19 protein-coding genes are annotated in these 26,147 nt (G+C 38.7%); 16 read left to right on the forward strand and 3 right to left on the reverse strand.

Annotated elements, in window-relative coordinates; all coding sequences use genetic code 11:
* Positions 1 to 36 precede the first annotated feature (36 nt).
* The 9 genes from DUT70_RS08145 to DUT70_RS08185 all read left to right on the forward strand — a co-directional run bounded on the left by DUT70_RS08145 (position 37) and on the right by DUT70_RS08185 (position 10,184).
* Positions 37 to 1,740: a GMC oxidoreductase gene (locus tag DUT70_RS08145; protein ID WP_113646833.1), complete on the forward strand. Its 1,704-nt coding sequence runs from the start codon at positions 37 to 39 to the stop codon at positions 1,738 to 1,740.
* Between the two features lie 90 nt (positions 1,741 to 1,830).
* Positions 1,831 to 2,988: a Gfo/Idh/MocA family protein gene (locus tag DUT70_RS08150; protein ID WP_113646834.1), complete on the forward strand. Its 1,158-nt coding sequence runs from the start codon at positions 1,831 to 1,833 to the stop codon at positions 2,986 to 2,988.
* A gap of 7 nt (positions 2,989 to 2,995) precedes the next feature.
* A complete protein-coding gene (locus DUT70_RS08155) occupies positions 2,996 to 4,048 on the forward strand; it encodes a sugar phosphate isomerase/epimerase family protein (protein WP_113646835.1) in 1,053 nt (350 codons plus the stop codon).
* Positions 4,049 to 4,114: 66 nt separating this feature from the next.
* Positions 4,115 to 4,501 carry a c-type cytochrome gene (locus tag DUT70_RS08160; RefSeq protein ID WP_113646836.1) on the forward strand — a complete coding sequence of 129 codons (387 nt, stop codon included), beginning with the start codon at positions 4,115 to 4,117 and terminating at the stop codon, positions 4,499 to 4,501.
* Between the two features lie 110 nt (positions 4,502 to 4,611).
* Positions 4,612 to 6,060, forward strand: a complete 1,449-nt coding sequence (locus DUT70_RS08165; RefSeq protein ID WP_113647211.1) for a Gfo/Idh/MocA family oxidoreductase — start codon at positions 4,612 to 4,614, stop codon at positions 6,058 to 6,060.
* Positions 6,061 to 6,213: 153 nt separating this feature from the next.
* Positions 6,214 to 6,894: a 3-keto-disaccharide hydrolase gene (locus DUT70_RS08170; RefSeq protein ID WP_113646837.1), complete on the forward strand. Its 681-nt coding sequence runs from the start codon at positions 6,214 to 6,216 to the stop codon at positions 6,892 to 6,894.
* 90 nt (positions 6,895 to 6,984) lie between these two features.
* Positions 6,985 to 8,211 carry a nucleoside permease gene (locus DUT70_RS08175; protein WP_113646838.1) on the forward strand — a complete coding sequence of 409 codons (1,227 nt, stop codon included), beginning with the start codon at positions 6,985 to 6,987 and terminating at the stop codon, positions 8,209 to 8,211.
* A gap of 2 nt (positions 8,212 to 8,213) precedes the next feature.
* A complete protein-coding gene (locus DUT70_RS08180) occupies positions 8,214 to 9,092 on the forward strand; it encodes a sugar phosphate isomerase/epimerase family protein (RefSeq protein WP_113646839.1) in 879 nt (292 codons plus the stop codon).
* Positions 9,093 to 9,170: 78 nt separating this feature from the next.
* Positions 9,171 to 10,184, forward strand: a complete 1,014-nt coding sequence (locus tag DUT70_RS08185; RefSeq protein ID WP_113646840.1) for a hypothetical protein — start codon at positions 9,171 to 9,173, stop codon at positions 10,182 to 10,184.
* A gap of 124 nt (positions 10,185 to 10,308) precedes the next feature.
* Here the strand turns inward: DUT70_RS08185 and DUT70_RS08190 are convergent, their stop codons facing one another.
* Both DUT70_RS08190 and DUT70_RS08195 read right to left on the reverse strand, forming a co-directional pair.
* Positions 10,309 to 11,058, reverse strand: a complete 750-nt coding sequence (locus DUT70_RS08190) for a YdcF family protein (protein ID WP_113646841.1) — start codon at positions 11,056 to 11,058, stop codon at positions 10,309 to 10,311.
* Between the two features lie 3 nt (positions 11,059 to 11,061).
* Positions 11,062 to 13,674, reverse strand: a complete 2,613-nt coding sequence (locus DUT70_RS08195; RefSeq protein ID WP_113646842.1) for a lamin tail domain-containing protein — start codon at positions 13,672 to 13,674, stop codon at positions 11,062 to 11,064.
* 55 nt (positions 13,675 to 13,729) lie between these two features.
* On the opposite strand from DUT70_RS08195, the gene DUT70_RS08200 reads away from it, so the two are divergent.
* The 6 genes from DUT70_RS08200 to DUT70_RS08225 all read left to right on the forward strand — a co-directional run bounded on the left by DUT70_RS08200 (position 13,730) and on the right by DUT70_RS08225 (position 22,674).
* Positions 13,730 to 14,719, forward strand: a complete 990-nt coding sequence (locus tag DUT70_RS08200) for an aspartate-semialdehyde dehydrogenase (protein WP_113646843.1) — start codon at positions 13,730 to 13,732, stop codon at positions 14,717 to 14,719.
* A gap of 111 nt (positions 14,720 to 14,830) precedes the next feature.
* Entirely contained in the window at positions 14,831 to 16,243 is a 1,413-nt protein-coding gene (dacB, locus tag DUT70_RS08205) for a D-alanyl-D-alanine carboxypeptidase/D-alanyl-D-alanine endopeptidase (protein WP_113646844.1), read from the forward strand.
* A 354-nt stretch (positions 16,244 to 16,597) separates the two neighbouring features.
* A complete protein-coding gene (locus DUT70_RS08210) occupies positions 16,598 to 18,562 on the forward strand; it encodes a beta-N-acetylhexosaminidase (RefSeq protein ID WP_113646845.1) in 1,965 nt (654 codons plus the stop codon).
* Positions 18,563 to 18,678: 116 nt separating this feature from the next.
* Positions 18,679 to 20,214, forward strand: a complete 1,536-nt coding sequence (locus DUT70_RS08215) for a glycosyltransferase family 39 protein (RefSeq protein WP_113646846.1) — start codon at positions 18,679 to 18,681, stop codon at positions 20,212 to 20,214.
* Between the two features lie 74 nt (positions 20,215 to 20,288).
* Positions 20,289 to 20,912: a GyrI-like domain-containing protein gene (locus DUT70_RS08220; RefSeq protein WP_113646847.1), complete on the forward strand. Its 624-nt coding sequence runs from the start codon at positions 20,289 to 20,291 to the stop codon at positions 20,910 to 20,912.
* A 61-nt stretch (positions 20,913 to 20,973) separates the two neighbouring features.
* Complete coding sequence (locus DUT70_RS08225) at positions 20,974 to 22,674, forward strand: M28 family peptidase (RefSeq protein ID WP_113646848.1); 1,701 nt, start codon at positions 20,974 to 20,976, stop codon at positions 22,672 to 22,674.
* A gap of 196 nt (positions 22,675 to 22,870) precedes the next feature.
* Here the strand turns inward: DUT70_RS08225 and DUT70_RS08230 are convergent, their stop codons facing one another.
* Positions 22,871 to 25,234 carry a PAS domain S-box protein gene (locus DUT70_RS08230; RefSeq protein ID WP_113646849.1) on the reverse strand — a complete coding sequence of 788 codons (2,364 nt, stop codon included), beginning with the start codon at positions 25,232 to 25,234 and terminating at the stop codon, positions 22,871 to 22,873.
* A 280-nt stretch (positions 25,235 to 25,514) separates the two neighbouring features.
* Here DUT70_RS08230 and DUT70_RS08235 point away from each other — a divergent pair, with 280 nt between their 5' ends.
* The gene (locus DUT70_RS08235) at positions 25,515 to 26,078 is read left to right on the forward strand and encodes an RNA polymerase sigma factor (RefSeq protein ID WP_113646850.1); all 564 of its coding nucleotides are present in this window, start codon (positions 25,515 to 25,517) and stop codon (positions 26,076 to 26,078) included.
* Positions 26,079 to 26,147: the final 69 nt, after the last annotated feature.

The raw sequence follows: 26,147 nt of genomic DNA on the forward strand, positions 1-26,147 counted from the left end.
AAAAACCTCTTTCCCCCTAAACAAAACACAAACAAAATGAACTTAAATATAAATCTAAAAGCCGAAAACACTTATGATGCCATTGTAGTTGGTTCTGGGATCAGTGGTGGTTGGGCCGCCAAGGAACTTACCGAAAAAGGCTTAAAAGTATTATTGCTCGAAAGAGGAATGAACATTGAGCACATCAAAGATTATGATTCGGCGATGAAAGATCCATGGGATATCAAACACGCAGGCAGGTTAACCGAAGAAATGAAGAGAACCCACCCTGTACAAAAAAGAGATTATCCTTATAACGAAGCGACTGAAAAATGGTGGGTAAACGACTTGGAATGCCCTTATACCGAAGTGAAAAGATTTGATTGGTACAGAGGCTTCCACGTGGGTGGAAAATCCTTAATGTGGGGCCGCCAAAGCTATCGCCTAGGTGATTTAAACTTTTCAGAAAATGCTAAAGATGGCTTCGGAAACGATTGGCCAATCAGATATAAAGACCTTGCTCCTTGGTATGACTATACGGAAAAATTTGCAGGTATTAGTGGCCAGAATGAAGGTTTACATGAAGTATTGCCTGATGGACATTTTCTTCCGCCAATGGAATTAAACGTGGTAGAAAAATCGGTAAGAGAAAGTATTAAACAAAAGTGGGGGAACGAAAGACTGTTAACCATTGGTCGTACGGCTAATTTAACGGTACCTCACAATGGCCGTGGCAGTTGCCAATACCGTAATTTATGTAGCCGTGGCTGTCCGTTTGGCGCTTATTTCAGCACCCAATCTTCTACCCTACCAGCGGCTATGGAAACTGGGAATCTTACCTTAAGACCGTATTCTATTGTTAACCATATCATTTACGATAAAGACACCAAAAAAGCCAAAGGGGTAATGGTGATTGATGCCTTGACCAACAAAACGATGGAATTTTATTCGAAAATTGTTTTCGTAAACGGTTCAACGTTGGGTACTACTTTTATTTTATTAAACTCAACTTCGGAGGCTCATCCAAATGGATTAGGCAATGCAAGTGGCCAGTTGGGACACAATTTAATGGATCACCATTTCCGTTGCGGTGCCAATGGTGATTTTGATGGTTTCGACAAATATTATACCTATGGTCGTCGTGCCAATGGTATCTATATTCCTCGTTTCAGAAACGTTGGAAAAGATAAACGTGATTATTTACGTGGCTTCGGCTATCAAGGTAGTGCGTCGAGACAAAACTGGCAAAACGATATTGCGGAGTTATCTTTTGGAGCGGATTTTAAAGACAAAATGACCAAACCAGGTAAATGGAGAATGGGCTTGGGAGGTTTTGGAGAGATGTTGCCGTACTACGAAAACCGCGTGTATATTGATCAAACGAAAAAAGACAAATGGGGCCAACCTGTATTGGCCATTGATTGCGAGTACAAAGAAAACGAAAAGAAAATGCGTGAGGACATGATGAATGATGCCGCCGAAATGTTAGAAGCAGCAGGTGCCAAAAATATCAAGACTTACGATAATGATTGTTATCCAGGTATGGCGATCCACGAAATGGGTACGGCCAGAATGGGTAAAGATCCCAAAACTTCGGTATTGAATGAGTGGAACCAAGTGCACGAAGTGAAAAACGTTTTTGTAACTGATGGTGCTGCTATGCCGTCTATCGGTTGTCAAAACCCTTCACTAACTTTTATGGCCTTAACTGCCCGTGCTGCTGACCACGCCGTAAATGAATTAAAAAAAGGGAACCTTTAATAAGTTATAAGTAGTAAGTTATAGGTTTTAAGTTTTACGATGCCAAATGCAACGTAAAACTTATTACTTATCACCTACAACCTTCGAAATATGAGACAAAAAATAAGAATGGGCATGATCGGCGGTGGCAAAGATGCATTCATCGGAGCTGTTCACCGTATTGCCGCTAACATGGATGGATTAATCGAACTTTGCTGTGGTGCATTGAGTATCCATCCTGAAACTGCTGTAGAATCGGGTAAAATGTTGTTTCTTCCAGAAAACAGAATTTATCTGAACTATGAAGAAATGATCAAAAAAGAAAGTGAACTTCCAGCAAATGAAAGAATTCACTTTGTAACCATAGTAACCCCCAATTTTGCACACTTTGCCCCTGCCATGATGGCTTTGGAACACGGTTTTAACGTCGTGATTGAAAAACCAATGACTTTAACTTTGGAAGAGGCGAAACAGTTGCAACAAAAAGTAGAAGAAACTGGGCTTACCCTATGCCTAACCCATACTTATTCTGGCTATCCAATGGTAAAACAAGCTAAAGAAATGGTGAAGGATGGCGCATTGGGCAAAATCAGAAAAATTATTGTAGAATATCCTCAAGGTTGGTTAAGTACTTTGAGCGAACGAGAGGGAAATGCACAGGCTGCTTGGCGAACCGATCCTAAAAAATCGGGCAAAAGCGGTTGCATTGGCGATATAGGTACCCATGCCGGTCATTTAGCAGAATATATTTCAGGTTTAAAAATCACTCAAATCTGTGCTGATTTAAACATTGTAGTTGAAGGTAGAACCATTGATGATGATGGAAACATCTTGTTGAAATTTGATAATGGCGCCAATGGTGTTTTAATTGCTTCTCAAATTGCCGCTGGTGAAGAGAATGCGCTTAACATTAGAATTTACGGTGAAAAAGGTGGATTGGAATGGTTCCAACACGAGCCAAATACTTTGCTGGTAAAATGGCTAAACAAACCTACCGAGATTTACAGAGCTGGCAGTGGCTATTTAGGTGATTTTGCTAAACACAACACCAGAACTCCAGGAGGCCATCCCGAAGGTTTATTAGAAGCTTTTGCGAATATCTACCGAAATTTTGCTTTAACCTTAGATGCCAAGCTGAACAATGAAACCCCTACTCCTCAAATGTTAGATTTCCCTAACGTTTATGATGGCGTAAGAGGCATGGCACTTATTGAAAATGCCGTAGCTTCAAGTGCATCAGAACAAAAATGGCACACTTTTATAGTTTAGTAACCACATGACAACAATACAAGGACCTGCAGTATTTTTAGCACAATTTATCAGCGACGAAGCTCCGTTCAATTCGCTTGACTCCATTTGTAAATGGGCGGCAGATTTGGGTTTCAAAGGTATTCAAATGCCCACTTTGGACCCTAGATTCATTGATTTAAAATTAGCGGCCGAAAGCAAAACCTATGCGGATGAGCTAACTGGAAAAGTAGCTGCTCATGGCCTAAAAATCACCGAGCTTTCTACCCACTTGCAAGGTCAGTTGGTGGCCGTTCATCCCGCTTATAACGAGCTGTTTGACGCTTTTGCAGCGCCTGAAGTGAAAAACAATCCCAAAGCACGTACCGAATGGGCGATCCAGCAATTAAAATATGCAGCAAAAGCATCACAAAATTTGGGACTAAATGCCCACGCAACTTTTAGCGGCTCACTATTATGGCAGTTTTTCCACCCTTGGCCACAACGTCCAGAAGGATTGGTTGATGAAGCGTTTACCGAACTGGCCAAACGTTGGTTACCCATTTTGAATGCTTTTGATGAAGTTGGTGTCGATGTTTGCTATGAAATTCATCCAGGAGAAGATTTGTTTGATGGCGTTACTTACGAAATGTTTTTAGACAAAGTGAACCAACATTCTAGAGCTTGTCTACTGTATGATCCATCGCATTTTGTGTTACAACAATTAGATTATATTCAATACATCGATCTTTATCACGAAAGGATTAAAGCTTTCCATGTGAAGGATGCAGAGTTTAATCCTACAGGAAGACAGGGAACTTTTGGAGGCTACCAAAGTTGGGCAAATCGAGCAGGCCGTTACCGCTCACCAGGCGATGGTCAAGTAGATTTTAAAACCATTTTCAGCAAACTAGCACAATACGATTTCAAAGGTTGGGCCGTTATGGAATGGGAATGCTGCATTAAGAACCAAGAAGATGGCGCACGTGAAGGTGCCGAGTTTATCAAGAAAAATATCATTAACGTTACCCAAAAAGCATTTGATGATTTTGCTGCTTCAGGAAGCGATGCGGCATTTAACAAGAAAATATTAGGCATCTAAGCTTTGTATTTTCGCTTTTAATTTTTGACTTTTAACTTAATTAATACCCCCTAATACAAAACACAAATGAAACGAACTTTTTTAATTCTCGGAGCTACGGTACTTTTTATGGCCTCATTTACGAGCGCACCTAAGGAAAACGAACCAGCAGTAACCATTAATACTAACCTTGCTCCAAAAATTGCGACCATGCAAATGAGCGGCGGTGAGCTATTGATCAACAAATCAGATTGTATTGGCTGTCACCACAAAATCAACAAGTTGATTGGACCAGCTTACACTGAGATCGCTAAAAAATATCCTAACAACGAAAAAAACGTCACTTATTTAGCTGGCAAAATCATTAAAGGTGGTTCGGGCGTTTGGGGCAAAATCCCTATGACACCGCATCCAAAAATTTCACCAAGCGATGCCAAGTTAATGGCCAAATACATCTTATCATTAAAAAAATAAAAGGTTTTAGGTAATGCGTTCTAAGTTTTACCTTTTATTAGGTGTATAACTTAGAACAGCCTAATGAACGAGTAACCAATGATCTAAATAAACCAACCAAAACCAAATATATGAACCAAGATAACAACCAAAGCAGGCGTAATTTCCTAAAAATGGGAGCTGTTGCAACTGCTGCATTTACCATTGTACCGCGTCACGTGTTGGGAGGAAAAGGCTTTTTAGCTCCTAGCGACAGGCTAATTGTTGCAGGTGTTGGCGTTGGTGGTAAAGGAGATAGCGATTTACGTTTGATACATGAAAGCGGCAAAGCCGAAATTGCCTATTTATGTGATGTAGATACGCGTAGAGCTGCAAATAGCGTAAAACGTTTCCCTAAAGCCAAGTTTTACAAAGATTGGCGTGAAATGTACGATAAAGAGCACAAAAATTTTGATGCGGTTACGGTATCAACTCCCGACCATAACCATGCAATACAAACTTTAGCGGCCATGCAATTACGTAAACATGTGTATGTACAAAAGCCGTTAACCCATGATATTTACGAAGCCCGCATATTGACCGCTGCTGCAAAACGCTACAAAGTGGTTACACAAATGGGCAATCAAGGAGCCAGTAATGACGGCCCTCGCCTATTACGTGAATGGTATGATGCGGGTTTAATTGGAGATGTGCATACCATTTATGCTTGGACAGATAGACCTGTTTGGCCTCAAGGTATTCCATGGTCGAAAAACAAAGCCGAGGTGCCTAAAGAGTTAGATTGGGATTTATGGTTGGGAACCGCTCCGTCTAAAGATTATGTGGAGAAACTGGTACCATTTAACTGGCGTGGCTGGTGGGATTACGGAACTGGTGCATTGGGTGATATGGGTTGTCACTTATTGGAAACCCCTTTTAGTGTCTTGAATTTAAAATATGCTACTGAGGTGGAAGCCAGTGTGGGTTCTTTTTATGTAGATGAGTTTAAACGTGGATATTTCCCAGAAAGCTGTCCTCCATCAAGCCATGTTACTTTAAAATTCCCTAAAACCGATAAAACCTTAGGTGATGTTACGGTGCATTGGATGGATGGTGGGATTCAACCTACCAGACCTGATGAATTAGGTGCTGACGAAATGTTTGGAGATGGTGGCAACGGTACGTTATTTATTGGTACCAAAGGTAAAATGATGTCTAACACTTACGGTGACAAGGCCAGATTATTACCTCTTTCTAGAAATGAAAACTTGAATGTAGCGCAAAAATTTGCTCGTGTACCTAATCAAGCCAATGGTCATTATGGTCAGTGGGTAGAAGGTTGTATTGCGGGATACGGCAAAAAAGAATTGAGTTCTCCTTTTGAAATTGCAGGTCCGTTAACCGAATGTTTGTTGATGGCCAACTTAGCCATTAGAGCTGCTGACGTTCAAAAAATAAACGATAAAGGAAAAGTGACTTTTCCTGGTAGATACAGAAAGTTACTGTGGGATAACGATCAAATGAAAGTAACCAATTTCGACGATGTAAATCAATTTGTGAAGAGAGATTACCGTGAGGGTTGGAAATTAGGAGAGAAATAAAATTTAGATATTACGCCGTCATTTCGAACGCATGTGAGAATTGAAAATCAACGAAGTTAAATCTAACGAATAGTATTAGATGCTAGATTTCTCTTTGTTCCTCATCGAAATGACGTAACGATAATAGACTGTGGTTAAAACACAAAAATCAAAATGAAAAAAATATTAATAGCAGCCTTTATGGTAGCTACCATTAGTGCAAAGGCACAAAAAACCAAAGGTTTCGTCTCACTTTTTGATGGCAAAACCACCAACGGATGGCACACCTACGGAAAAGATTTTGTAGGCAAAGGCTGGAATGCCGAAGATGGCGTGTTGCATTTCAACCCTAAGTTGAAAAACAAAGACGGTGGCGACTTGGTAACCGACAAAGCGTATGGCAATTTCCATTTAAAATTAGAGTGGAAAGTAGCCCCAAAAGCCAATAGCGGAATCATCTTTTTTGTACACGAAGATCCTGCCAAATACAAACAAACTTATTTAACTGGACCTGAAATGCAGGTGATTGACAACGATGGTCACGCTGATGGTAAAATCACTAAACACCGTGCTGGAGATTTGTACGACATGGTTCAAAGCAAGACTGAGCCTGTTAAACCCGTTGGCGAATGGAATTTAGCAGAAATTATCAGCAACAAAGGCAAGTTAACCTTTAAGCTAAATGGTAAAAAAATAGTGGAAACTACTATGTGGGATGAAAATTGGAAAAACCTGATTGCGGGCAGCAAATTTGCAAAATGGGAAGGTTTCGGCACCTACAAAACTGGCAAAATCGCTTTGCAAGACCATGGCGATGAAGTTTGGTTTCGCAACATTGAAATTAAAGAATTATAAAAAGGGAAAAGGAATTAATGATTAGGAATCAGTGAACTTTTCCTACCAAAAAACTAACCAACCATCAACTAAAAAAACCATCAACTAAAAATGAACTCAACAACACGCTTCAAGCTATCCTTTATGATGTTCCTCGAATTTTTCATTTGGGGTGGATGGTTTGTAACCTTAGGAACCTTCTTAGACAAGAACCTAAGTGCCTCGGGACCAGAAATTGGCTCTGTATTCTCTACACAATCTTGGGGAGCTATTATTGCACCATTTATTATCGGGTTAATTGCCGATAGATATTTTAATGCCGAAAAGATATTAGGTATTCTACATATCGCTGGCGCCATTTTAATGTACCAAATGTATAGAGCAACCGACATTAGTGTTTTTTATCCCTATGTTTTTGTTTATATGGTGCTTTACATGCCAACTTTAGCATTGGTTAATTCAGTATCCTTCAATCAAATGGGCGATCCTGAAAAAGAGTTCTCCAATATTAGAATTTGGGGAACCATTGGATGGATTTTGGCAGGTGTGTTGATCAGTTATTTCTTCCATTGGGATTCTCAAGAAGCCACTGCTAACGGTGCGCTTAAAAATACATTCCTGATGTCGGCTGTAGCTTCGTTATCATTGGGTATCTTTAGCTTCTTGCTGCCTAAAACCCCTCCAAAAAACAAATCAACGGAAAAGATAAAGGTATCTGAGATATTAGGCTTAGACGCTTTAAAATTATTAAAGGACAAAAACTTCCTTATTTTCTTTATCTCGTCTATTTTAATCTGTATTCCGTTGGCTTTTTACTATCAGAATGCCAATTTGTTCCTTTCAAAAATTGGGATGGATAATCCGACAGGAAAAATGACCATCGGACAAGTATCGGAAGTATTGTTCCTATTAGCTATTCCAGTTTTCTTTAAGAAATTCGGCTTCAAAAAAACCATTTTGGTGGGTATGTTAGCTTGGACCGTACGCTATTTGTTATTCGCTTTCGGAAACGCCGGAGAATTAAGTTTCATGCTACTTTTAGGAATTGCATTACACGGAATTTGCTACGACTTTTTCTTTGTATCAGGACAGATTTACACCAACTCCAAGGCTGGCGATAAATTCAAAAGTTCTGCTCAAGGCTTAATTACGCTTGCCACCTACGGTGTGGGAATGTTAATTGGCTTTATTGTAGCTGGGCAAATTACCGAAATGTACAAAGTAAATGGCATTGAAGATTGGAAAATGATTTGGAGTATTCCAGCAGGCATAGCCTTTGTGGTATTCTTACTATTCAGTTTATTATTTAACGACAAAACAAAAACAGAATCTAACTAACTATGACAACAAGAAGAAAATTTATAAAAGAAACTGGACTGCTAGCCGCAAGTTTTGCTTTAGCACCAGCGCTAAGCCATGCTTTTGCTCCTGCACAACGTCCTGTAGGAATCCAATTATACAGCTTAAGAGAAATCATTGGCAAAGATGTAAAAGGAGTGATTGAAAAAGTAGCCAAAGCAGGTTTTAAAGAAGTTGAAACCTATGGCTATGCACCTCAAGGAAGTTTTTGGGGCTTAAATCCCAAAGAGTTCAAAGCCTTACTAGATACCAATGGATTAAAATCTCCTAGTGGTCATTTTAGCTTTGAGAACTATATTTCAACAGGAAATTTAGACGATATCAAAGCCTATATAGATGCCTCTAACGTATTAGGTGCTCAATATGTAGTAGCTCCTTGGCTTGGAGAAAATCTACGCAAAACAGCAGATGACTATAAAAGAACAGCCGAGCGTTTAAACGTAGCTGGCGAACTTTGCATTAAGTCAGGTCTTAAGGTGGCTTACCATAACCACGGTTTCGAATTTGATAAATTTGGAGACAAAACTGGATTTGATATTTTATTGACTGGTACTGATCCTAATTTAGTTGACTATGAGTTGGATTTGTACTGGGCGGTTTTCGCTGGTCACGATCCAGTAGAACTGTTTAAAAAATATCCTCGCAGATTTAAAATGTGGCACGTAAAAGATATGGATAAGGCAAAGAAAAACTGGAATACGGAGATTGGAAATGGCAGTATCGATTTTAAACCAATCTTTGCTAAAGCTTCACTTTCTGGGGTTAAGCATATTTATTTAGAGCAGGAAACCAATTACAAACCTGACCATATTGGTTCGATTAAGACAAGCATCGATTTTATTAAAAAAAGCTTACTATAGTTGATAAACTCTCCTCAAAATAAATGAGGAGAGTTTTTATTTTTACAGAAGTTTAAACCATATCTAAATTAGATTTTAATGAGTAATACGCCTCTAAAAATTGCCACTATCCTATTCACTAGCTTTATCCCTATCGTTATATATGCTCAAGATAAAGTTGTGGATTATAACTTGATCGCTCCATTAGAAAAAATACAAAATAGTCCTTACCAGAAGATACATCTATTGGATAGTAGGATCAATACGGAGAACTTTGGTATTATTCAAACTGGGGCCTTTAATACCAAAGCCAAGCTAATCCCAAAAGTTCCACTTTCTGAACAACTACAAAAAATTTTAGATGGGATGAGCGACACCAAGGAAAACGGTGAATTGCTCTTACAAATCAGAAAACTAGCACATGCCGAGCTAACCAAAGTTACCTCCGAGCATGGTTTTTTTGACTTTAAAGCCAACCTGTACCGAAAAGATGGGGAGACCTACTACAAAATAGCAGAAATAGATACCAACCATTTCACTAAAGGAATGGATGTCACCAAAAAATTAATGAGAAATAGTAGTGAAATCATCACTGATTTCATAAAAAACAATCTCAATAACAAACCTGTAGATACCTTGAAATTTACAGATGCTGAAATTAAAGATTATTACACCACTGAACGAGAAAGATTGAAGCTATATAGTGCCAACAAACTAATTGACGGAGCTTACAAGGATTACAACCAATTAAAAGGCTTAACGCCATACATAAGTGAGGTTTATATAAAGAACGACAATTTAAGCAAAGGCTTTTTTGCAAAAGACCAGAATGGCAATGAAGTGAAATTGAAATTTAAGGATGCCTATGCCATCGTATATAAAGGAACTCCTTATATCCTTACCGATTATGGTCAATACCAATTAACCAAAGAGAACAACGAGTTTTTTTTCACTGGAAAAATTAAAGTTCAGCCTTCTGCTTCCGCCATGACAAATTCAACACTGATGTTTGGCTTAGTGGGGGCTCTAATTACCTCAGGTGGCTCAGCTAGTGATGAAAATAAATACAAAATCGATTATTCTGACGGTTCATTTATTCAAATAGAAAAATAGTCTCCACTTTCATGTCACCACCTAAAAAAAATTTCTCTCTATAGGGTGTGATATTAAATTAAATTAACTTCAACCTCATAGTTTTTGAAAATCTATGAGGTTTCTAATAATAAAACGGTTAGGATTAAGTCAATCCTATCCAAGTCACCACATACCCTACCCATTCTTTTAGTAACAATTCCCAACCGAGGATTGCACCACCTTGCGGCATCAAATAATCTTCAAAAGAGTAATTATCCTTTAACGAATTAGTTGGGTAAAAATCGATATTCTTAAAGCCTTGTTTTTCGGCGAGCAACTTTGTTCTAGGAATATGCCACGCACTAGTAATGACCAATATTTTGGGATCAGATTTATGAAGACCTTTCAATATTTCAGCGGCGTATTTGAAGTTCTCTTTCGTATTTCTACTATCTTTCTCAATAATTACAGCACTATCAGGAATCTTTAGCGCCTTTAAATATTCTGCAGTATACAAAGCCTCTGGTGGTCCTTCTTCTAAAAAACTCCCACTGCCCCCGCTCATCAAAATACGGTCTATCTTTCCTTCTTGATATAACCTTACTGTCTGTGTTAATCGGTCGCCAGAAAATTGCGCTTTTAAAGCCTTTGTTTCGTTGTTATAACTAGAAAAACCACCTAATAACAATCCAACATCATAATGCGTTAAAACAGGTTGTTTAGCTTCGTACCAATAAGCCACCTGTCCAAGGATAAACTTGTTAGAAAAGAAGTACAGCAGCACTATAGCGAAGATCAGACTTTTCCTTTTACGCCGTTTATTTTTGGAGAACAAAGCGTACAAGGCAATAACCATCACCCAAACCAGTGGCCTAATGAGGAACAGTAAAAATTTAGACAAGAAGAAAGCCATTATTTAGTTTAATTTAGAAGCGAGCACACAGGTTTGTTTGAAGCTATCGGTACTACCTTTAATGGTAAAAATATCCGTTTTAATGACATACAAACCTACCTTACATAACTGTCCGCCATCGTTTAAGCCATCCCAAGTAACGGTCCCTTGTGTAGAAAAAGTAATGTTCCTGGCCAGGCGACGAACCAAAATTCCTTTATCGGTATAAATATTAATCGTCGCTAGATTTCCATTTTCCTTGAAGCGATAGTCGATTTGTAACAAGTCTTCAAAACCGTCATTGTCTGGAGAAAATGTTTTATTAGCCAATACCACCGAGTTTTTTACGCCATTGTCTTCACTCTGTGAGTTTTTATCAGTAGGTGTCGCAAAACCTACTGATGCTGCTGCCGATTGCAAATTACCTGGTTCATTACCGCTTACTAAAAACGAAACTCGCTCTAATGAAACGCCTTTAACGTCCTTAAGTAAAGCATGATGCATTTTTTCAGTATAGTCAAATTGGTCCATTGCTACATCTCCTTTCCAAATGGCCACAGTTCCTTTGTCGTTATTATAAGATGGCATACTCGCAATTTGCACCATTTGATTAGGATATTTAACTTGGTATTGCTGTTGTACTACTGACGGATTTGCAGTAAGCACCCAGTAAGTTTTTGGCCTAATAAATACCGAAGTAATTGAAATAGCACGTTTAGTTGTTGAGGTAGAAGTTGGATTAGAAATGGTCAATTCTTTTAAATCCAAGATCTTGTTAGTCGTATTGTAAACCTCTACAAAATCAAATCCTCCAGTTTTTGGATTAAATAAAATTTCACTGATCAGTATATCGCCAACATTAATCTGATCTGCCAATAAAATAAGGGCTGTGTTAGCAGTAGGATCAATAGGAATACCCGCACAGTTAGCCAAATTACTGACCGTTAACAGATTTTCGATATTGGGAGCAATGGCATTAGCCAAAGTCAGTTTCACACTGGTATTATTTGTACCATTTAGCTCTACTAGAGTAGGCTTTCCAATACCGTTGTTGATTGAATAATTATTGACATCAGTAAGCATTGCACTAGCAATAGCTTTATCAAAATCTATTTGGATTTGGGTGGTAGATAAAATGGTTGCACTTAATAACTTTGGAGCTACATTATCAGTATGTTGTGGATTATAAACCGAATTTTGAGCACCAGGCGTTCCGTTATTAGTTCCAGTACTAGCCATCCAGTTAAAAGCGCCACCACAGGTTCCCGTAGGGTTAATCAATTCCAACGCATAACCTGTTTTTTTACTGTTGTCCTGATACCAAGTATCTACATAAGAAACCGCATCAATAATGGTGCTCGCATCAGGTAACATTAAGCTTAAATCGTCTTTATCATTATTCAAAGATGGCCACGGAGCAATTCCCAATGTCTTTCCATAAACTTTAAAAGCATCCACATCCGCAACAGCACTCAAAATCCGATAGGTCTTAGGGGCTAAAGTATCCGCTCCCAATGTAGTTACAGATGTAGTGGCATCCTTATATTTCCATCCGGTGATGATGATGTATTTATCGGTCGTGTTATAAAGCTCAATATATTCTTTGTTCAAGGCTGCTGCTGTAGAAATTGGCGCCGCCATAATTTCATTAATCACGACATCGCCACGTTTGGCGGTATAAGGTTCTACATAAATAAATTGTGCAGCAATTGGCGTAGTAATAGCATTACCCTTGGTATCAGCTACATTACTCACCGTTAAGGTGTACGGTCCAGAGGTGAAATTGTTGGTATATATCAAATTTACGATATTATTGGCGCTGCCCATGGTAGCAGAAATTGGGTTTCCTCTGCCATTAGAAAGCGAGTAATTAGCAATAGTTTGGGCTGAAACCATATTTAATGGTTCATCAAAAGTTACCTCTAAAGTTTTAGCATCCAAAGATTTTACTGCTGTTACTTTGGGTGGCGTCACATCAGGAATCAGATCAGTAATGTTAAAATTATCAAAAATAAACTGGTTAAATCTCGAACCCGTAGTATACCTACAATTCACCCCAAAATGAGTTGTAGTAGTATAATTATTGTCAGTTACCGTTCCCTCTAAGGTATAATTTGTACCACCATTCACATCAGAATATAGTTCCCATTTCCCATTATCATCGCGGGTAATTCTAATTCTGGCCGTCACCAAGTTTGTATTCCCTCTTGGTTTTGCCGCACCTGTAATAATCTGTGAAGTACTTGTACCGTTCTGTCTGTACAAGTGAAAACCATCTGTAGCGCCAGTCTCTCCTACTTGAAAAAAGTAACCTTGCAATGCTCCACTTAAATCAGCTTGATTGGAAACTAAATAAACCCTTGGAAAATTTGCAGTCGTTGGATCAAAGTTTAATTGAAAGAAAAACTCCCAAACGGCGTTTTTAGCCAAGGCATTAGGAGTAGAAAGATAAAAATTTTGCGCCCCTGAGTTCGGACCGTTAGATTGTAACTGTCCATTTGCGTTAATCGTAAAGTAAGTAGTGTTCCCTCCCCAAGTGGGATTATTAGTGAAATCTCCATCAGCAAAATTGTCATTCAGCTGAGCAAAAGTAAGTTTAGTGCATAATAACAATAAAAAGAGTAAAGTTTTTCTCATATTTGGGAATTGAACATTTTTAATTTTAAATATAATACAAATAATCAAGAAAAAAATGAAAGTTGCAGTTGTAGGTGCCACCGGATTGGTAGGTACTGTTATGTTAAAAGTATTGGAAGAAAGAAATTTCCCGTTGACCGAATTAATCCCAGTAGCATCTGAGAAGAGCGTTGGTAAGTTAATTAAGTTTAAGGGTAAGGAATATCCAATTGTTAGCATGGACACTGCTATTAGCTTACGTCCAGATATCGCATTGTTTTCGGCTGGCGGAAGCACTTCATTAGCGGATGCTCCTCGATTTGCGGAAGTTGGAACCACCGTAATCGACAATTCTTCGGCATGGAGAATGGACCCAACCAAAAAGTTAGTGGTACCTGAAGTAAATGCCAAAGTTTTAACCAAAGAAGACAAAATCATTGCTAATCCTAACTGCTCTACGATCCAAATGGTCGTAGCATTACAGCCTTTGCATGAAAAATACAAAATCAAACGTGTGGTAGTTTCTACTTACCAATCGGTAACAGGAACTGGTGTTAAAGCGGTTGACCAATTGATGAACGAACGTAAAGGTATTGATGGACCAAAAGCCTATCCGTACGAAATTGATTTGAACGTATTGCCACATATCGATGTTTTCACTGATAATGGTTACACCAAAGAAGAAATGAAAATGGTGAAAGAAACCAATAAAATCATGGGTGATGACAACATCAAAGTTACTGCGACCACGGTTCGTATTCCAGTAATGGGTGGTCACTCTGAATCGGTAAACGTTGAGTTTGAAAACGATTTTGACTTAGCGGATGTACGTCGTATCCTAGAGGAAGCTCCAGGCTTAATTGTAGTTGATGATGTAGCTAATTTGAAATATCCAATGCCAAAAGATGCTCATGAAAAAGATGAGGTATTTGTAGGTCGTTTACGTAGAGATGAATCGCATCCAAAAGCGTTAAACATGTGGATTGTTGCGGATAACTTGCGTAAAGGTGCTGCAACCAATGCAGTACAAATTGCAGAGTATTTGGTTGACAACAAGATTGTATAATTCAACTAAAATAATAGGAAAAGTGATGTGAACAGCATCACTTTTTTCATTTAAACACGCTTCTATTCCGAAATAAATCCACTATTTTAGCCTAAATACAATATTAGCCCGATGAGATTTTTAAAAGCATGTTCTTTCTTACTATTTAGCGCTTACAGCATCAGCTTTGCCCAAACTACTACACAAAAATTAGAAAAAGCATATCAAGTTTTAGTGAATGATGAACAGGCCAAATACGCCATTACATCGCTTTGCGTATTGGACGCGAATACGGGAAAAATAGTTTTTGCGGATAAAGAGAATGTAGGTTTGGCTACAGCTTCCACCTTAAAAACCATCACATCGGCCACAGCCTTTTATACTTTAGGAAAAGATTTCCGCTACGAGACCAAACTTTCTTACACAGGAACTATTAATGCTGACGGTACACTGCAAGGTAATATCATTATCACAGGTTCTGGTGATCCAACATTGGGTTCGTGGCGTTACGAACAGACTAAAGAAAATAACATCCTTAACCAATGGGTAACTGCCATTAGAGCCGCAGGCATTAAAAAAATCGAAGGAAGTGTCATTAGTGATGACAGTGCTTTTGGTACCTCTACGATTCCTACAGGCTGGATTTGGCAGGACATCGGTAACTATTACGGTGCTGGTGGGGCAGCTATTTGTTGGCGTGAAAACCAGTTTGATGTCCACTTAAAACCTGGCACAAGTACGGGAAGCAGTGTAGAAATCTTAAAAACGGTTCCACAAACGCCATACATTCAATTGGTAAACGAGCTTAAAACTGGGGCTAGTGGTACAGGCGATAATGCTTATGGCTTTTTGGCTCCTTACACCAATATCGGTTACCTGCGTGGTACTTGGGGAATGGGTATTAAGAAAACAGGTATTTCGCTTTCCTTACCTGATGCCGCTTTTGATGCTGCCTATCGTTTACAAGACACGCTCAAACGCTTAAATATTCCATGTAGCAGCCAAGCAAGCTCTACTCGTTTGTTAGCACTGGAGAATAAAACAATTACTACCGAACAAAAACCTTTATTGAACATCTTCTCTCCTACTTTAAGCCAAATGGTGTATTGGTTCCAGAAAAAAAGCATCAACCTGTATGGCGAGCAGCTACTAAAAACCATCGCTTTCAAACAAGGAAAAGAAGCCAGTACCAGAAATGGCGCCAAAGCAGTCATTGATTTTTGGTCTGGTCGAGGAATCGACAAAAATGCCTTGAATATGATTGATGGCAGTGGTCTTTCTCCAGGTGATAGAGTAACAACCATGGCTATGGCTTCCATCTTATTTCAGGCCCAAAAAGAACCATGGTTTAATGATTACCTTGCTTCCTTCCCAGAGTATAACGGAATGACAATTAAAAGTGGCAACATTAACGACGTGACGGCTTATGCGGGATATTATACTGCTAAAAATGGCAACAAGTACATTGCGGTCATCAATATCAATAACTATAGCGGCTCAGGAATTAGTAGAAAATTGTTTCAGGTACTGGATGCATTAAAGTAATTAGAAACCACCTTAGACACCTTAGTTCATCTAAATTGGGTTATACGCAACTAAAACGTTCTTAAATGTCTTAGATGGCAAATGAATAAAACATTAAGAAGTTAAGATAATTAAGATGTAGGACTATAAAATAAAACTTAATGTCCCTTAATTCCTTAATGGTTCAAAACTTAAATGTCTTAGATGATTAAAATTAACACCTTAGACACCTTAGTTCATTTAAGAATATAGACCCAACTAAAATGTACTTAGATGTCTTAGGTGGTTTAAACAATTGTTTTTAATTTTTTTTAATATCTATTGCCCAGCTGCCCCTTTTTTAATAAATTGCCATTTCACGCAAACCAATCCAAAATGAAATTATTACTATCGTCAATGCTGTTATCCGTTTCGCTAAGTGCCATTGCACAAAGCACGGTGATAGCTACTGATGGCATGGTATTTAACCCAACCGCTAACCATGCCCACAGCGAAATTGCCATTATTCCAGAGCCCGTAACCGTTATTAAGCAAGAAGGTCATTTTATTTTACCTCAAAGCATCCTGATACACGCTCCTAAATCTACAGAACTCAAACAATCTATCACCTTTTTACAGGAACGATTAGGAATTCCTACCGGATATTTTGTAAGCTCTACCGCAGCAGCAAGCACTTCAGCGAATATCAAATTAGTACTTACCGATAGAAATGATGCCTTGATTGGTTCCGAAGGTTACCATTTACAAGTTACTCCTCAACAAATTACCATCACGGCCAACAAACCTGCTGGTATTTTTTACGGTGTACAAACCTTAATGCAACTTTTACCAAAAGAAATAGAAAGCAAGGAAGAAGTAAAAGATATTAAATGGCAAATCCCTTGTATCAACATCACCGACTACCCTCGTTTGGGCTGGAGAGGATTGATGTTTGATGTAGCTAGACACTTTTTCACCAAAGAAGAAGTGAAGCAATACATTGATGCCATGGTTCGCTACAAATACAACATTTTGCACCTTCACTTAACCGATGATGAAGGTTGGAGAATAGAAATTAAAGGCTATCCAAAACTTACCGAAGTAGGTGCTTGGAACGTAAAACGTGTGGGTACTTTTGGAAATTTCATTCCACCAAAACCTGATGAACCCCGCAACTACGGAGGTTTCTATACTCAAGAAGACCTTAAAGAACTGGTTGCTTATGCTAAAGACAGATTTGTGAACATTTTACCAGAAGTGGATGTTCCAGGACACAGCTTAGCGGCCATTGCTTCTTATCCAGAACTTTCATGCACGCCCGAAGCCGTAAACTACAAAGTACGCAGCGGCGAACGCATTATGGACTGGAGCCGTGGTGCTCCGCCATTGGCGATGGTTGATAATACCCTTTGTCCAGCCAATGAAAAGGTTTATGAGTTCTTAGATACTGTAGTAGCTCAAGTAGCTAAAATTTTCCCATTCGAATACATGCACATGGGTGGCGATGAAGCCCCTCATAATTACTGGGAGAAAAACCCTCAGATTGCTGAACTAATGAAACGCGAAAACCTTAAAACCATGGCACAAGTACAGGGTTATTTTGAGCGCAGGTTAGAGAAAATTGTAGCCAAACATGGTAAACGTTTTATGGCTTGGGACGAAGTATTAGAAGGTGGTGTATCGCAAAGTACCGCGGTAATGAGCTGGAGAGATATGAAATATGGAGTAGAAGCTGCAAAGAACAAGCACGAAGTGGTGATGAGCCCTACACAATATGCTTACTTAGATTACATGCAGGCCGATGAAATTACTGAACCCAAAGTTTACAAAGGTTTAAGATTAAGCAGAACATACGAGTTTGATCCAGTTCCAGAAGGTGTCGACCCAAAATACATTAAAGGTGGACAGGGCAATTTATGGACAGAACAAGTATACAATATTCGCCAGGCGGAGTACATGACTTGGCCACGAGGTTTTGCATTGGCAGAAAGCGTGTGGAGCCCGAAGGAAAAGAAAAACTGGAAAAATTTCTTTAGCCGTACCGAGCAGCATTTTGGACGTTTGGACATTGCCGAAACCAAATATGCCCCTAGTGTTTACGATCCTATTTTTAATGTAAAACGGACAGCAGATGGAAAGCTTTTGGTAACGTTAAGTACCGAAGTAGAGGATTTGGATATCTATTATAGTTTTGATAATTCTTTCCCTGATCAGTTTTATCCAAAATACACCGAACCTCTGGTGGTTCCTATTGATGCGAACACTTTAAGGGTAATTACCTATCGAGGTAAAAAACCTATTGGCCGTATGATGAATATGCCAGTGGAAGAACTCAACAAAAGAGCACCAATCAAAAAATAAGCAAACAAGGCACAAGGGTTCATTTCTTTGTGCCTTACTTTTAACGGGTAAAAATTCTTTCGTGTAACAATGTAAAACTTACCGTTTCTAATCATCAACCACCTAAACAAACCCTGATGGACAAATCAACCGCTAAACAAAACAGTAAACTCATCCTGTTCTTATTTGTTGGTGTTAAAATAGTCCTGCAATATTTGGTGGTTAATTCAGTGTATGATCTACAAAGAGACGAATATCTCCACTTGGATCAAGCGCAGCACCTTGCTTGGGGTTTCCATTCCGTTCCGCCCATTACCTCTGTCATTTCGTGGATTATTTTGCAATTGGGAAATGGTGTTTTTTGGGTAAAGTTCTTTCCTGCACTTTTTGGAGCCTTAACCATTGTAGTGGTCTGGAAAACAGTAGAAAGTCTCAAAGGTAGTTTGTTTGCTTGCATTTTAACGGCTACCACTCTTTTACTATCGGTTTTGGTGCGAATCAATATCTTATATCAACCCAATTCGCTGGATATTCTGAGCTGGACACTGATTTATTTTACCCTTATCCGATTTATACAAACCAACCATCAAAAGTGGCTGTATTGGATGGCAGTGAGTTTTGCACTTGGCTTTTTGAACAAGTACAATATTACATTTTGTGCATTCGGCGTGTTGCTAGCATTGCCTTTAACCAGTCAACGACGTTTATTTGCCAACCCACATTTCTACTATGCGGGGATACTTGCCTTTGTACTAATTGCCCCTAATCTAGTTTGGCAGTATCAAAATGATTTCCCTGTTTTTTCGCACATGAAAGAACTGGCCGAAACGCAATTAGTGCATGTAAAAAGGATGAGCTTTGTTAAAGAACAGTTCTTCTATTTCATAGGTTCGCTTCCAATTTTAATTGCAGCATTTATTTCCTTCTTTGCTTTTCCAGCCTTTAAACCCTATCGATTATTCTTTTGGGCTTTCGTGTTTACCTTAGCAATTTTCATCTTTTTAAAAGCAAAGGCCTATTATGCTATTGGCCTATATCCTATCCTTTTTGCTTTTGGAGCTATTTATTTATCACAATTATTGTTAAGCGGATGGAAATTTTACTTACGATATCTACTGTTCGCCATCATGCTGTTTTTCTTTTATGTGATGGTGAAAATTTTCATGCCTATTTTTAGCCCAGAGAAATACGTAGAAGCCGCTAAACAAAAACTTCCTTTTAGCGAGCATACTTGGGAAGATGGTAAAAAATATCCCATTTCACAAGACTTTGCAGATATGTTAGGCTGGAAAGAACTGGCCTCAAAAGTAGATTCTATTTATGAAAAATTGCCCAACAAAAATAGCGTTTTCATTTTATGCGATAACTACGGACAAGCTGGTGCCATTAACTACTACACCAAATACAAAGCGCTAAAAGCGGATGCCTTTATTCCTGATTATGTGAAGTGGTTGAATTTAGATAGAGATATTGAAACAGTCATCAGAATTAAAACTGCTTCAAATACCGATTTTGAGAGGGATCATCGTCTTTTCCGAAGTGTGATGGTTGTAGATAAAATTAACAATCAATTTGCGAGGGAGAACGGCACACAAATTATCTTGTTAAGCCAACCTAATGTTGATATCGATAGCTTATTGAGAAAAGAACGGGCTGCAGGTAATCTTCAATAATTCCATCCCATAAATCACGCTGCCATAAGGCTGTCAGTCTAGTCCTGCTACTTTGTTGGAAAATTGATCACAACATGGAAAAACTAGATTTAAGCAAAAAGTACAAAACTTATTTCACTGCTCAAAAAAGTCCGCAAATTGTAGAGATTGAGCCTGCACAATTTCTTTCATTAACTGGAAAAGGCGATCCTTCTGGACAAGCTTTCTTGGAGAAAATACAAGCCTTATACGCCACTGCCTATACGCTCAAATTCATGTACAAATTGGCCAATAAAGATTTCGTGGTTTCAAAATTGGAAGCTTTATGGTGGTTTGATGAAAGTAAGTTCGCAGGAATAACTATGGACGAAGCACCTCAAAAAATCGAAAGAAGCGAGTGGGAATATCGCCTATTGATTAGGATGCCTGAATATGTGAACAATCAGGAAGTAGCCAAAGCTAAGGATACAGCCTTCGTCAAAAAAAAGTGGCCACTCATTAAGGAACTGGAACTTTTCCAAATGGCAGAAGGAAAATCAGTGCAGATGTTACACCTTGGTCCCTTTGCCAAGGAGCCCGAAACCTTGGCCGTGATGGCTCAATTGATGAAGGAAAAAGGATTCTCTAAAAATGGACACCACCATGAAATCTATCTATCAGACTTTAACAAAACAGCACCCGATAAATTAAAAACCATTTTGAGAGAACCCGTTCGCTAGCTGATTTCGACACATCATCCCTCGCATTTTTTTTACTACTTTTAGGCGTTAGAAAATCAACATGCAAAAACTACTCACTATTGTATTGGCAGCATTCACCATCAGCGCCAGTGCCCAAAGTCAAAAAGCCGAATATTTTAAGCTCACCAGAGCTGGTTTTAATGAGAAAAACGCCTATGCTACCACGGCATTTGTAGAACAGTTTTTCCGTCTCCCTGGCAATAAAGGTTTCGATGAAAGTATTTATAAAGTAGAAGAAACCCTTAAAAAAGCAGGCTATGTAAAACAGAAGCAGAATGAATTTGAAGCACCACTTACCTATCGTATCGAAAAAAGACCGATGAAACGTGATGCTTGGGAACCTGTAGATGCCAACATCAGTATTGTAGGTGAAAGTACCCCTCTCCAATCTTTCAAAACCAATAGGAACATGATTCCTATCTACTGCCCTTCTACACCTGAAGGTGGTGTTACTGCCGAAGTGGTGTATGTAAATAAAGCAACCAAAGAAGATTTACAAGACAAGGACCTTAAGGGAAAAATTGTGTTTGGCGATATCTCTACACAACGATTAATTGGCTTGGCAGCTAAAGCCGGTGCCGTTGGTGCCATTGGCTTTTCATTACCAGCCTACAACCAACCTACCAAACACACTACCTCTATCCAATTTAGCGGTATGCAGCCTAATGCAGGCATTTGGGCACTGTTCCTATCTTATGCCTCAAAAGAAAGATTAAAAGCGGCTTGCGAAAAAGGCAAAGTCGAATTAAAAGTGAATATTACTACCAAAAGCTATGCTGCAGAAGAACTCACCATTGTAGCCAATGTAAAAGGCACCTTAAAACCTAACGAACGTTTTGTTTATAGCGCTCACGTACAAGAACCAGGCGCTAACGACAATGCTTCGGGTGTAGGTACTTTGACCGAAATGGCCCGATTAACAGCTCAATTGGTAAAAGGGGGCAAATTAAAACCTCAACGTACGTTGACCTTTTTATGGGGCGATGAAATTACTTCGACAAGGAGATATATTGTGGAAGACAGCATCCGCGCCAAAGGTATTTTATGGGGGATGAGCTTAGACATGGTTGGCGAAGATACCGAGAAAACAGGCGGAACTTTTCTACTAGAAAAAATGCCAGATCCGTCGGCCATTTGGACCCGAGGAAATGACAAACACTCTGAATGGGGCGCTGGCGATGTGAAAGAAAAAGACCTTTTCCCACACTACTTTAACGACTTTGTATTCGATATTTGCAAAGAGCAGGGCAAGCATGCCAACTGGACGGTAAACTTTAATCCTTTTGAAGGCGGAAGTGACCACACACCTTTTTTACAGAACAAAATACCTGGCCTTTTAATGTGGCACTTTACTGATGTCTTTTATCATACCGATAATGACAGATTAGACAAGGTATCTGCAACGACCATGAAAAATGTAGGGATTAGCGCATTAACGGTCGCCTACACTTTAATCAGCGCTGATGAAAATACCGCTTCAGCTACTGTAGCTCAAGTTAAGGAAGATGCTTTAGCTCGCTTAAAAACAGAGTTTGATTTGAGCAAAGCAGCAATTGCCAGCGGTAAGTCGGCAAAAGATGAAAAACACATTATTGAAGTTTGGGGCAAATGGTACATCGATGCTTTGGCAACCATTGGTAAAATGGCAGTAGATCCAAAAACTACACGTGTTGGTTCTACCATTAAAGTGGCTACTTTAGCCATAGAAAAACAAACACAAGACTATATCAATGCTTTATAGTTAAAACATCTGTCGTTTAGACTGTTCAATTGTTGAATAGAATACCCTCTCTGCACTTTGGGCATCTCTTCCAAAGGGAGAGAAAAGCAACATCAAAACCTCTCTCCCCTTGGGAGAGATGGCGTAGCCAGAGAGGGTATTTTTATGATCTGTAAATACCTTGTTTTATTCTCTATGTAAGTTTACAGATTGATGCTTAAACAAACAAAATCCTGAAGGTAGTACCTACTCCTAACGTGCTCTCTACTTCTATTTTATCTCCCATGGCCTCTATTTGATTTTTGGTAATGAAAAGCCCAAAACCACGGGCATCATTATTTCCATGAAAAGTTTGGTTCAACCCAAAAAGTTTCTCGCCATTTTTAGAGAGGTCAATTCCCACTCCATTATCGCTAATGCTCAGGATATAACCACTTCCATTTGGCTCGCAGGTAATTTTGATCACAGGCTTTCGTAACGCATGGCTGTAACGCAAAGCATTGGAAATCAAATTAAGCAGCACACTTTCCAGATAAGCCCTATTAAAATAAACAAAAACATCTTCAGTCACTTCATTAATCACTTCGGCTTGTTTACTTAAAATTTGAGCTTCTTGGGTTTGTATGGCATTGTTCACATATTCCAACAGATTAAGCGGCTCCCGCACCATATTAATGGACGTATGGATATTTACGATGTTATTAAGGTTGTATAAAGTATCATTTAAATTCACCACTACCTTGCGCAAAAGGCTAATCATTTCACTGCGTTCTTCATCGGTTTCGGCATTACTAATCAAGGCGGTAATTCCATCGATATTGCTGGCATGTGAACGCAAGTTGTGCGAGACGATATAAGAAAAATTAAGTAAGCGCTTATTTTGCTCGTTTACCAGTTCGTAAGATTGATGAAGGGTTTCTTCCGCTTCTTTAACAGCAGTAATATCCATCATGATTCCCCTTATTTTCTCTGGATTCTCTAAACTAGGCTCAATGGTAAAACTGTCTCTTATCCAAATAATAGAACCATCTTTGGCTTCAATGCGATACTCATAAGCATGGTGTTTCCTGATCAACAACTCATTATCCAAATATTGTGTCACCCTTTCAATATCTTCATGATAGATCTTTTTAAGAAAAAAACCAAGTTCCGAAGCCCACTCTTCTTGGGTGTATCCCAATATATCATAAACCTTACTGCTCACAAAAGTATTAGCAAAGTTGTCTTTGATAGAAGCTTCCCAAACAATCCCTTCGATAGAATTGATTAACTCTTCGATATGTTTTTGTGAGGCAATGATCTGCTCTTCATAAGCCACCTGTTTGGTGATGTCATCTACAATAATGATATGGTTGCTAGGCGCTTCTCCCTCGTTCCACAACGGACTCACAATCGCATTGGCCCAAATCACCTCTCCGTTTTTATTCACATACCTACGCACCGATGAAAACTCGCGAATTTCATTTTTCAATAAGCGTTTAAAGTCTCTTGCATCACTAGCTAAATCTTCTCCATGAATTAAGGTCTTGATTTTTTTATGGGTAAGCTCATTACTAGAATAGCCTATCAGATCACACAAAAAAGCATTCGCTTCTAAAAACTCGCCCGTAATAGAATTTACCCTTCCAATACCAATGGCAGCATTATCAAAAATGGTTTTGTACTTACTTTCGGCAGCACTCAACAGGTCGTTTTGTTCATCGAGAGTACCATATAACTGTCCCTGCTTGGTCAATAATCGAAGTAAAAGGAAACTTGATAAAATAGACAGCAGGATACCAAAAATAACTAAGGAGCCTAACTGATAGTCTGCATAAACGGCCCTAACATCCGTGAGATAAATTTTCCAATCGCCCTCTTCAAAAGTTTTGGTTTTAAAAGTATTATTGCTAAAGCTTTTGTTTCCTGGCAAAAAAAACTCCTCTTCGTTAGTAATTGGATTAACTTTAGAGAATTGGAACTTATAAAACTCTTGACTATTGTTATCAATCCCTGCAGCTTTGAGCAGTTCATCAAGCTTAATCACTATCGCCGAAAAACCCCAAAACTTCTTGCCAATATATATCGGTAACCGTCCAACTACTCCCTTTCCCCCTTGCACCAAATCAATTGGTCCTTGATAATACATTTTACGAAGCTCAATAGCCTTTTGAGCCGCCATGGCATTTTGCTTATTTACCTTAAATAAATCGAGGTCTAAAGCCTGCTCGTTACCTTTTAACGGATAAGTATATTTAATGACACCTTTGGGCACCAATTGCACCGCTTGCAAATAAGGATTGCTTTTAATGATTTCGGCAGCAATTTCTTCAAAGTTACTTGGATCGCCATTTTGATTGATCGTTAGCGCTAAAGTTAAGGTAATATTTTGGCTATTTTTTAGCAATTGCTCCAAACGGAGCTCAACACTTTCCAGCATCACGCTGATTTCTTTCTCACGGTTTTCCTTTACAATAAGGTAGCGTTGATGGGCTATCAGTGAAATGATAGCAATAAGTAAAATAAAAAAAAGCGCCGCGGTAAGCTTGGGATTTAAGATAAACCAATTAGTCTTTACGGGCTGCTTGGAGCGAACAGTCATTTAGGTAGCCATTTGTGGGTTAGTCGGACAAACTTAAAATCTTTATAATCAAAATAATCTGACCTTGGTCATTTATGCCAAAATAAGATTAAGAAATGATTAATTGAAATTAGAAGAAAAAATTGTTAGCGCTTGCTAGATGGCAATTAAAATATCCAACTATTATTTTATTTTTTAATGCAACTTTTATGTTAACTTTGGTTTAACAACCACACTGACCAGCTTAACAACTATTTGCAACTACCTGGATATATTGCTTATCCATATAATTTTTTATTGAATGTCGTACAGCTCGTTTTCGGACGTAGAACTTGCGGAGTTATTAAAAACAGATGACTCTGTTGCTTATACTGTAATCTACAACAGGTATTTTCATGCTTTATATGTACATGCTTTCCAAAAACTGAACGACAAACAGGAGGCGCAGGATGTGGTACACGAACTTTTTGCCCAACTGTGGAACAAACGCAGAGAACTCAATATAAGCACCAACTTAATGGGTTATTTATATACTGGGGTAAGGAATAAAATATTAGACCAGTTTTCTCGACAACAAGTTAGAAACAAATACATTAATTCGCTCCAAGGTTTTTTGGAAAGCAATTATAGTGTTACAGACCATAGAATCAGGGAAAAGCAGCTTACCGAACTCATTAACAAAGGTATTGCCGATTTACCAGATAAAATGCGGGAGATTTTCGAACTCAGCAGGAAAAACTCACTAAGCCACAAACAAATTGCCGCTCAGCTTAACCTCTCTGAACAAACCGTTAAAAAACAGGTTAACAATGCCTTAAGAATACTTAGAACCAAATTAGGAACAATGCTTTTCTTATCGCTTTAAATTTTTTTATTTTTTTCTACCCCCAACCTTAACGCTACTCGTCTTGTATTAATATGAGGATAAACAATC

The organism is Pedobacter chitinilyticus, assembly GCF_003313385.1.
GTDB classification, from domain to species: Bacteria; Bacteroidota; Bacteroidia; order Sphingobacteriales; family Sphingobacteriaceae; genus Pedobacter; species Pedobacter chitinilyticus.

Coding starts and splice junctions, on each gene's coding strand:
- DUT70_RS08145 (WP_113646833.1), top strand. CDS start 37: ATGAACTTAAATATAAATCTAAAAGCCGAAAACACTTATGATGCCATT.
- DUT70_RS08150 (WP_113646834.1), top strand. CDS start 1,831: ATGAGACAAAAAATAAGAATGGGCATGATCGGCGGTGGCAAAGATGCA.
- DUT70_RS08155 (WP_113646835.1), top strand. CDS start 2,996: ATGACAACAATACAAGGACCTGCAGTATTTTTAGCACAATTTATCAGC.
- DUT70_RS08160 (WP_113646836.1), top strand. CDS start 4,115: ATGAAACGAACTTTTTTAATTCTCGGAGCTACGGTACTTTTTATGGCC.
- DUT70_RS08165 (WP_113647211.1), top strand. CDS start 4,612: ATGAACCAAGATAACAACCAAAGCAGGCGTAATTTCCTAAAAATGGGA.
- DUT70_RS08170 (WP_113646837.1), top strand. CDS start 6,214: ATGAAAAAAATATTAATAGCAGCCTTTATGGTAGCTACCATTAGTGCA.
- DUT70_RS08175 (WP_113646838.1), top strand. CDS start 6,985: ATGAACTCAACAACACGCTTCAAGCTATCCTTTATGATGTTCCTCGAA.
- DUT70_RS08180 (WP_113646839.1), top strand. CDS start 8,214: ATGACAACAAGAAGAAAATTTATAAAAGAAACTGGACTGCTAGCCGCA.
- DUT70_RS08185 (WP_113646840.1), top strand. CDS start 9,171: ATGAGTAATACGCCTCTAAAAATTGCCACTATCCTATTCACTAGCTTT.
- DUT70_RS08190 (WP_113646841.1), bottom strand. CDS start 11,058: ATGGCTTTCTTCTTGTCTAAATTTTTACTGTTCCTCATTAGGCCACTG.
- DUT70_RS08195 (WP_113646842.1), bottom strand. CDS start 13,674: ATGAGAAAAACTTTACTCTTTTTATTGTTATTATGCACTAAACTTACT.
- DUT70_RS08200 (WP_113646843.1), top strand. CDS start 13,730: ATGAAAGTTGCAGTTGTAGGTGCCACCGGATTGGTAGGTACTGTTATG.
- dacB (WP_113646844.1), top strand. CDS start 14,831: ATGAGATTTTTAAAAGCATGTTCTTTCTTACTATTTAGCGCTTACAGC.
- DUT70_RS08210 (WP_113646845.1), top strand. CDS start 16,598: ATGAAATTATTACTATCGTCAATGCTGTTATCCGTTTCGCTAAGTGCC.
- DUT70_RS08215 (WP_113646846.1), top strand. CDS start 18,679: ATGGACAAATCAACCGCTAAACAAAACAGTAAACTCATCCTGTTCTTA.
- DUT70_RS08220 (WP_113646847.1), top strand. CDS start 20,289: ATGGAAAAACTAGATTTAAGCAAAAAGTACAAAACTTATTTCACTGCT.
- DUT70_RS08225 (WP_113646848.1), top strand. CDS start 20,974: ATGCAAAAACTACTCACTATTGTATTGGCAGCATTCACCATCAGCGCC.
- DUT70_RS08230 (WP_113646849.1), bottom strand. CDS start 25,234: ATGACTGTTCGCTCCAAGCAGCCCGTAAAGACTAATTGGTTTATCTTA.
- DUT70_RS08235 (WP_113646850.1), top strand. CDS start 25,515: ATGTCGTACAGCTCGTTTTCGGACGTAGAACTTGCGGAGTTATTAAAA.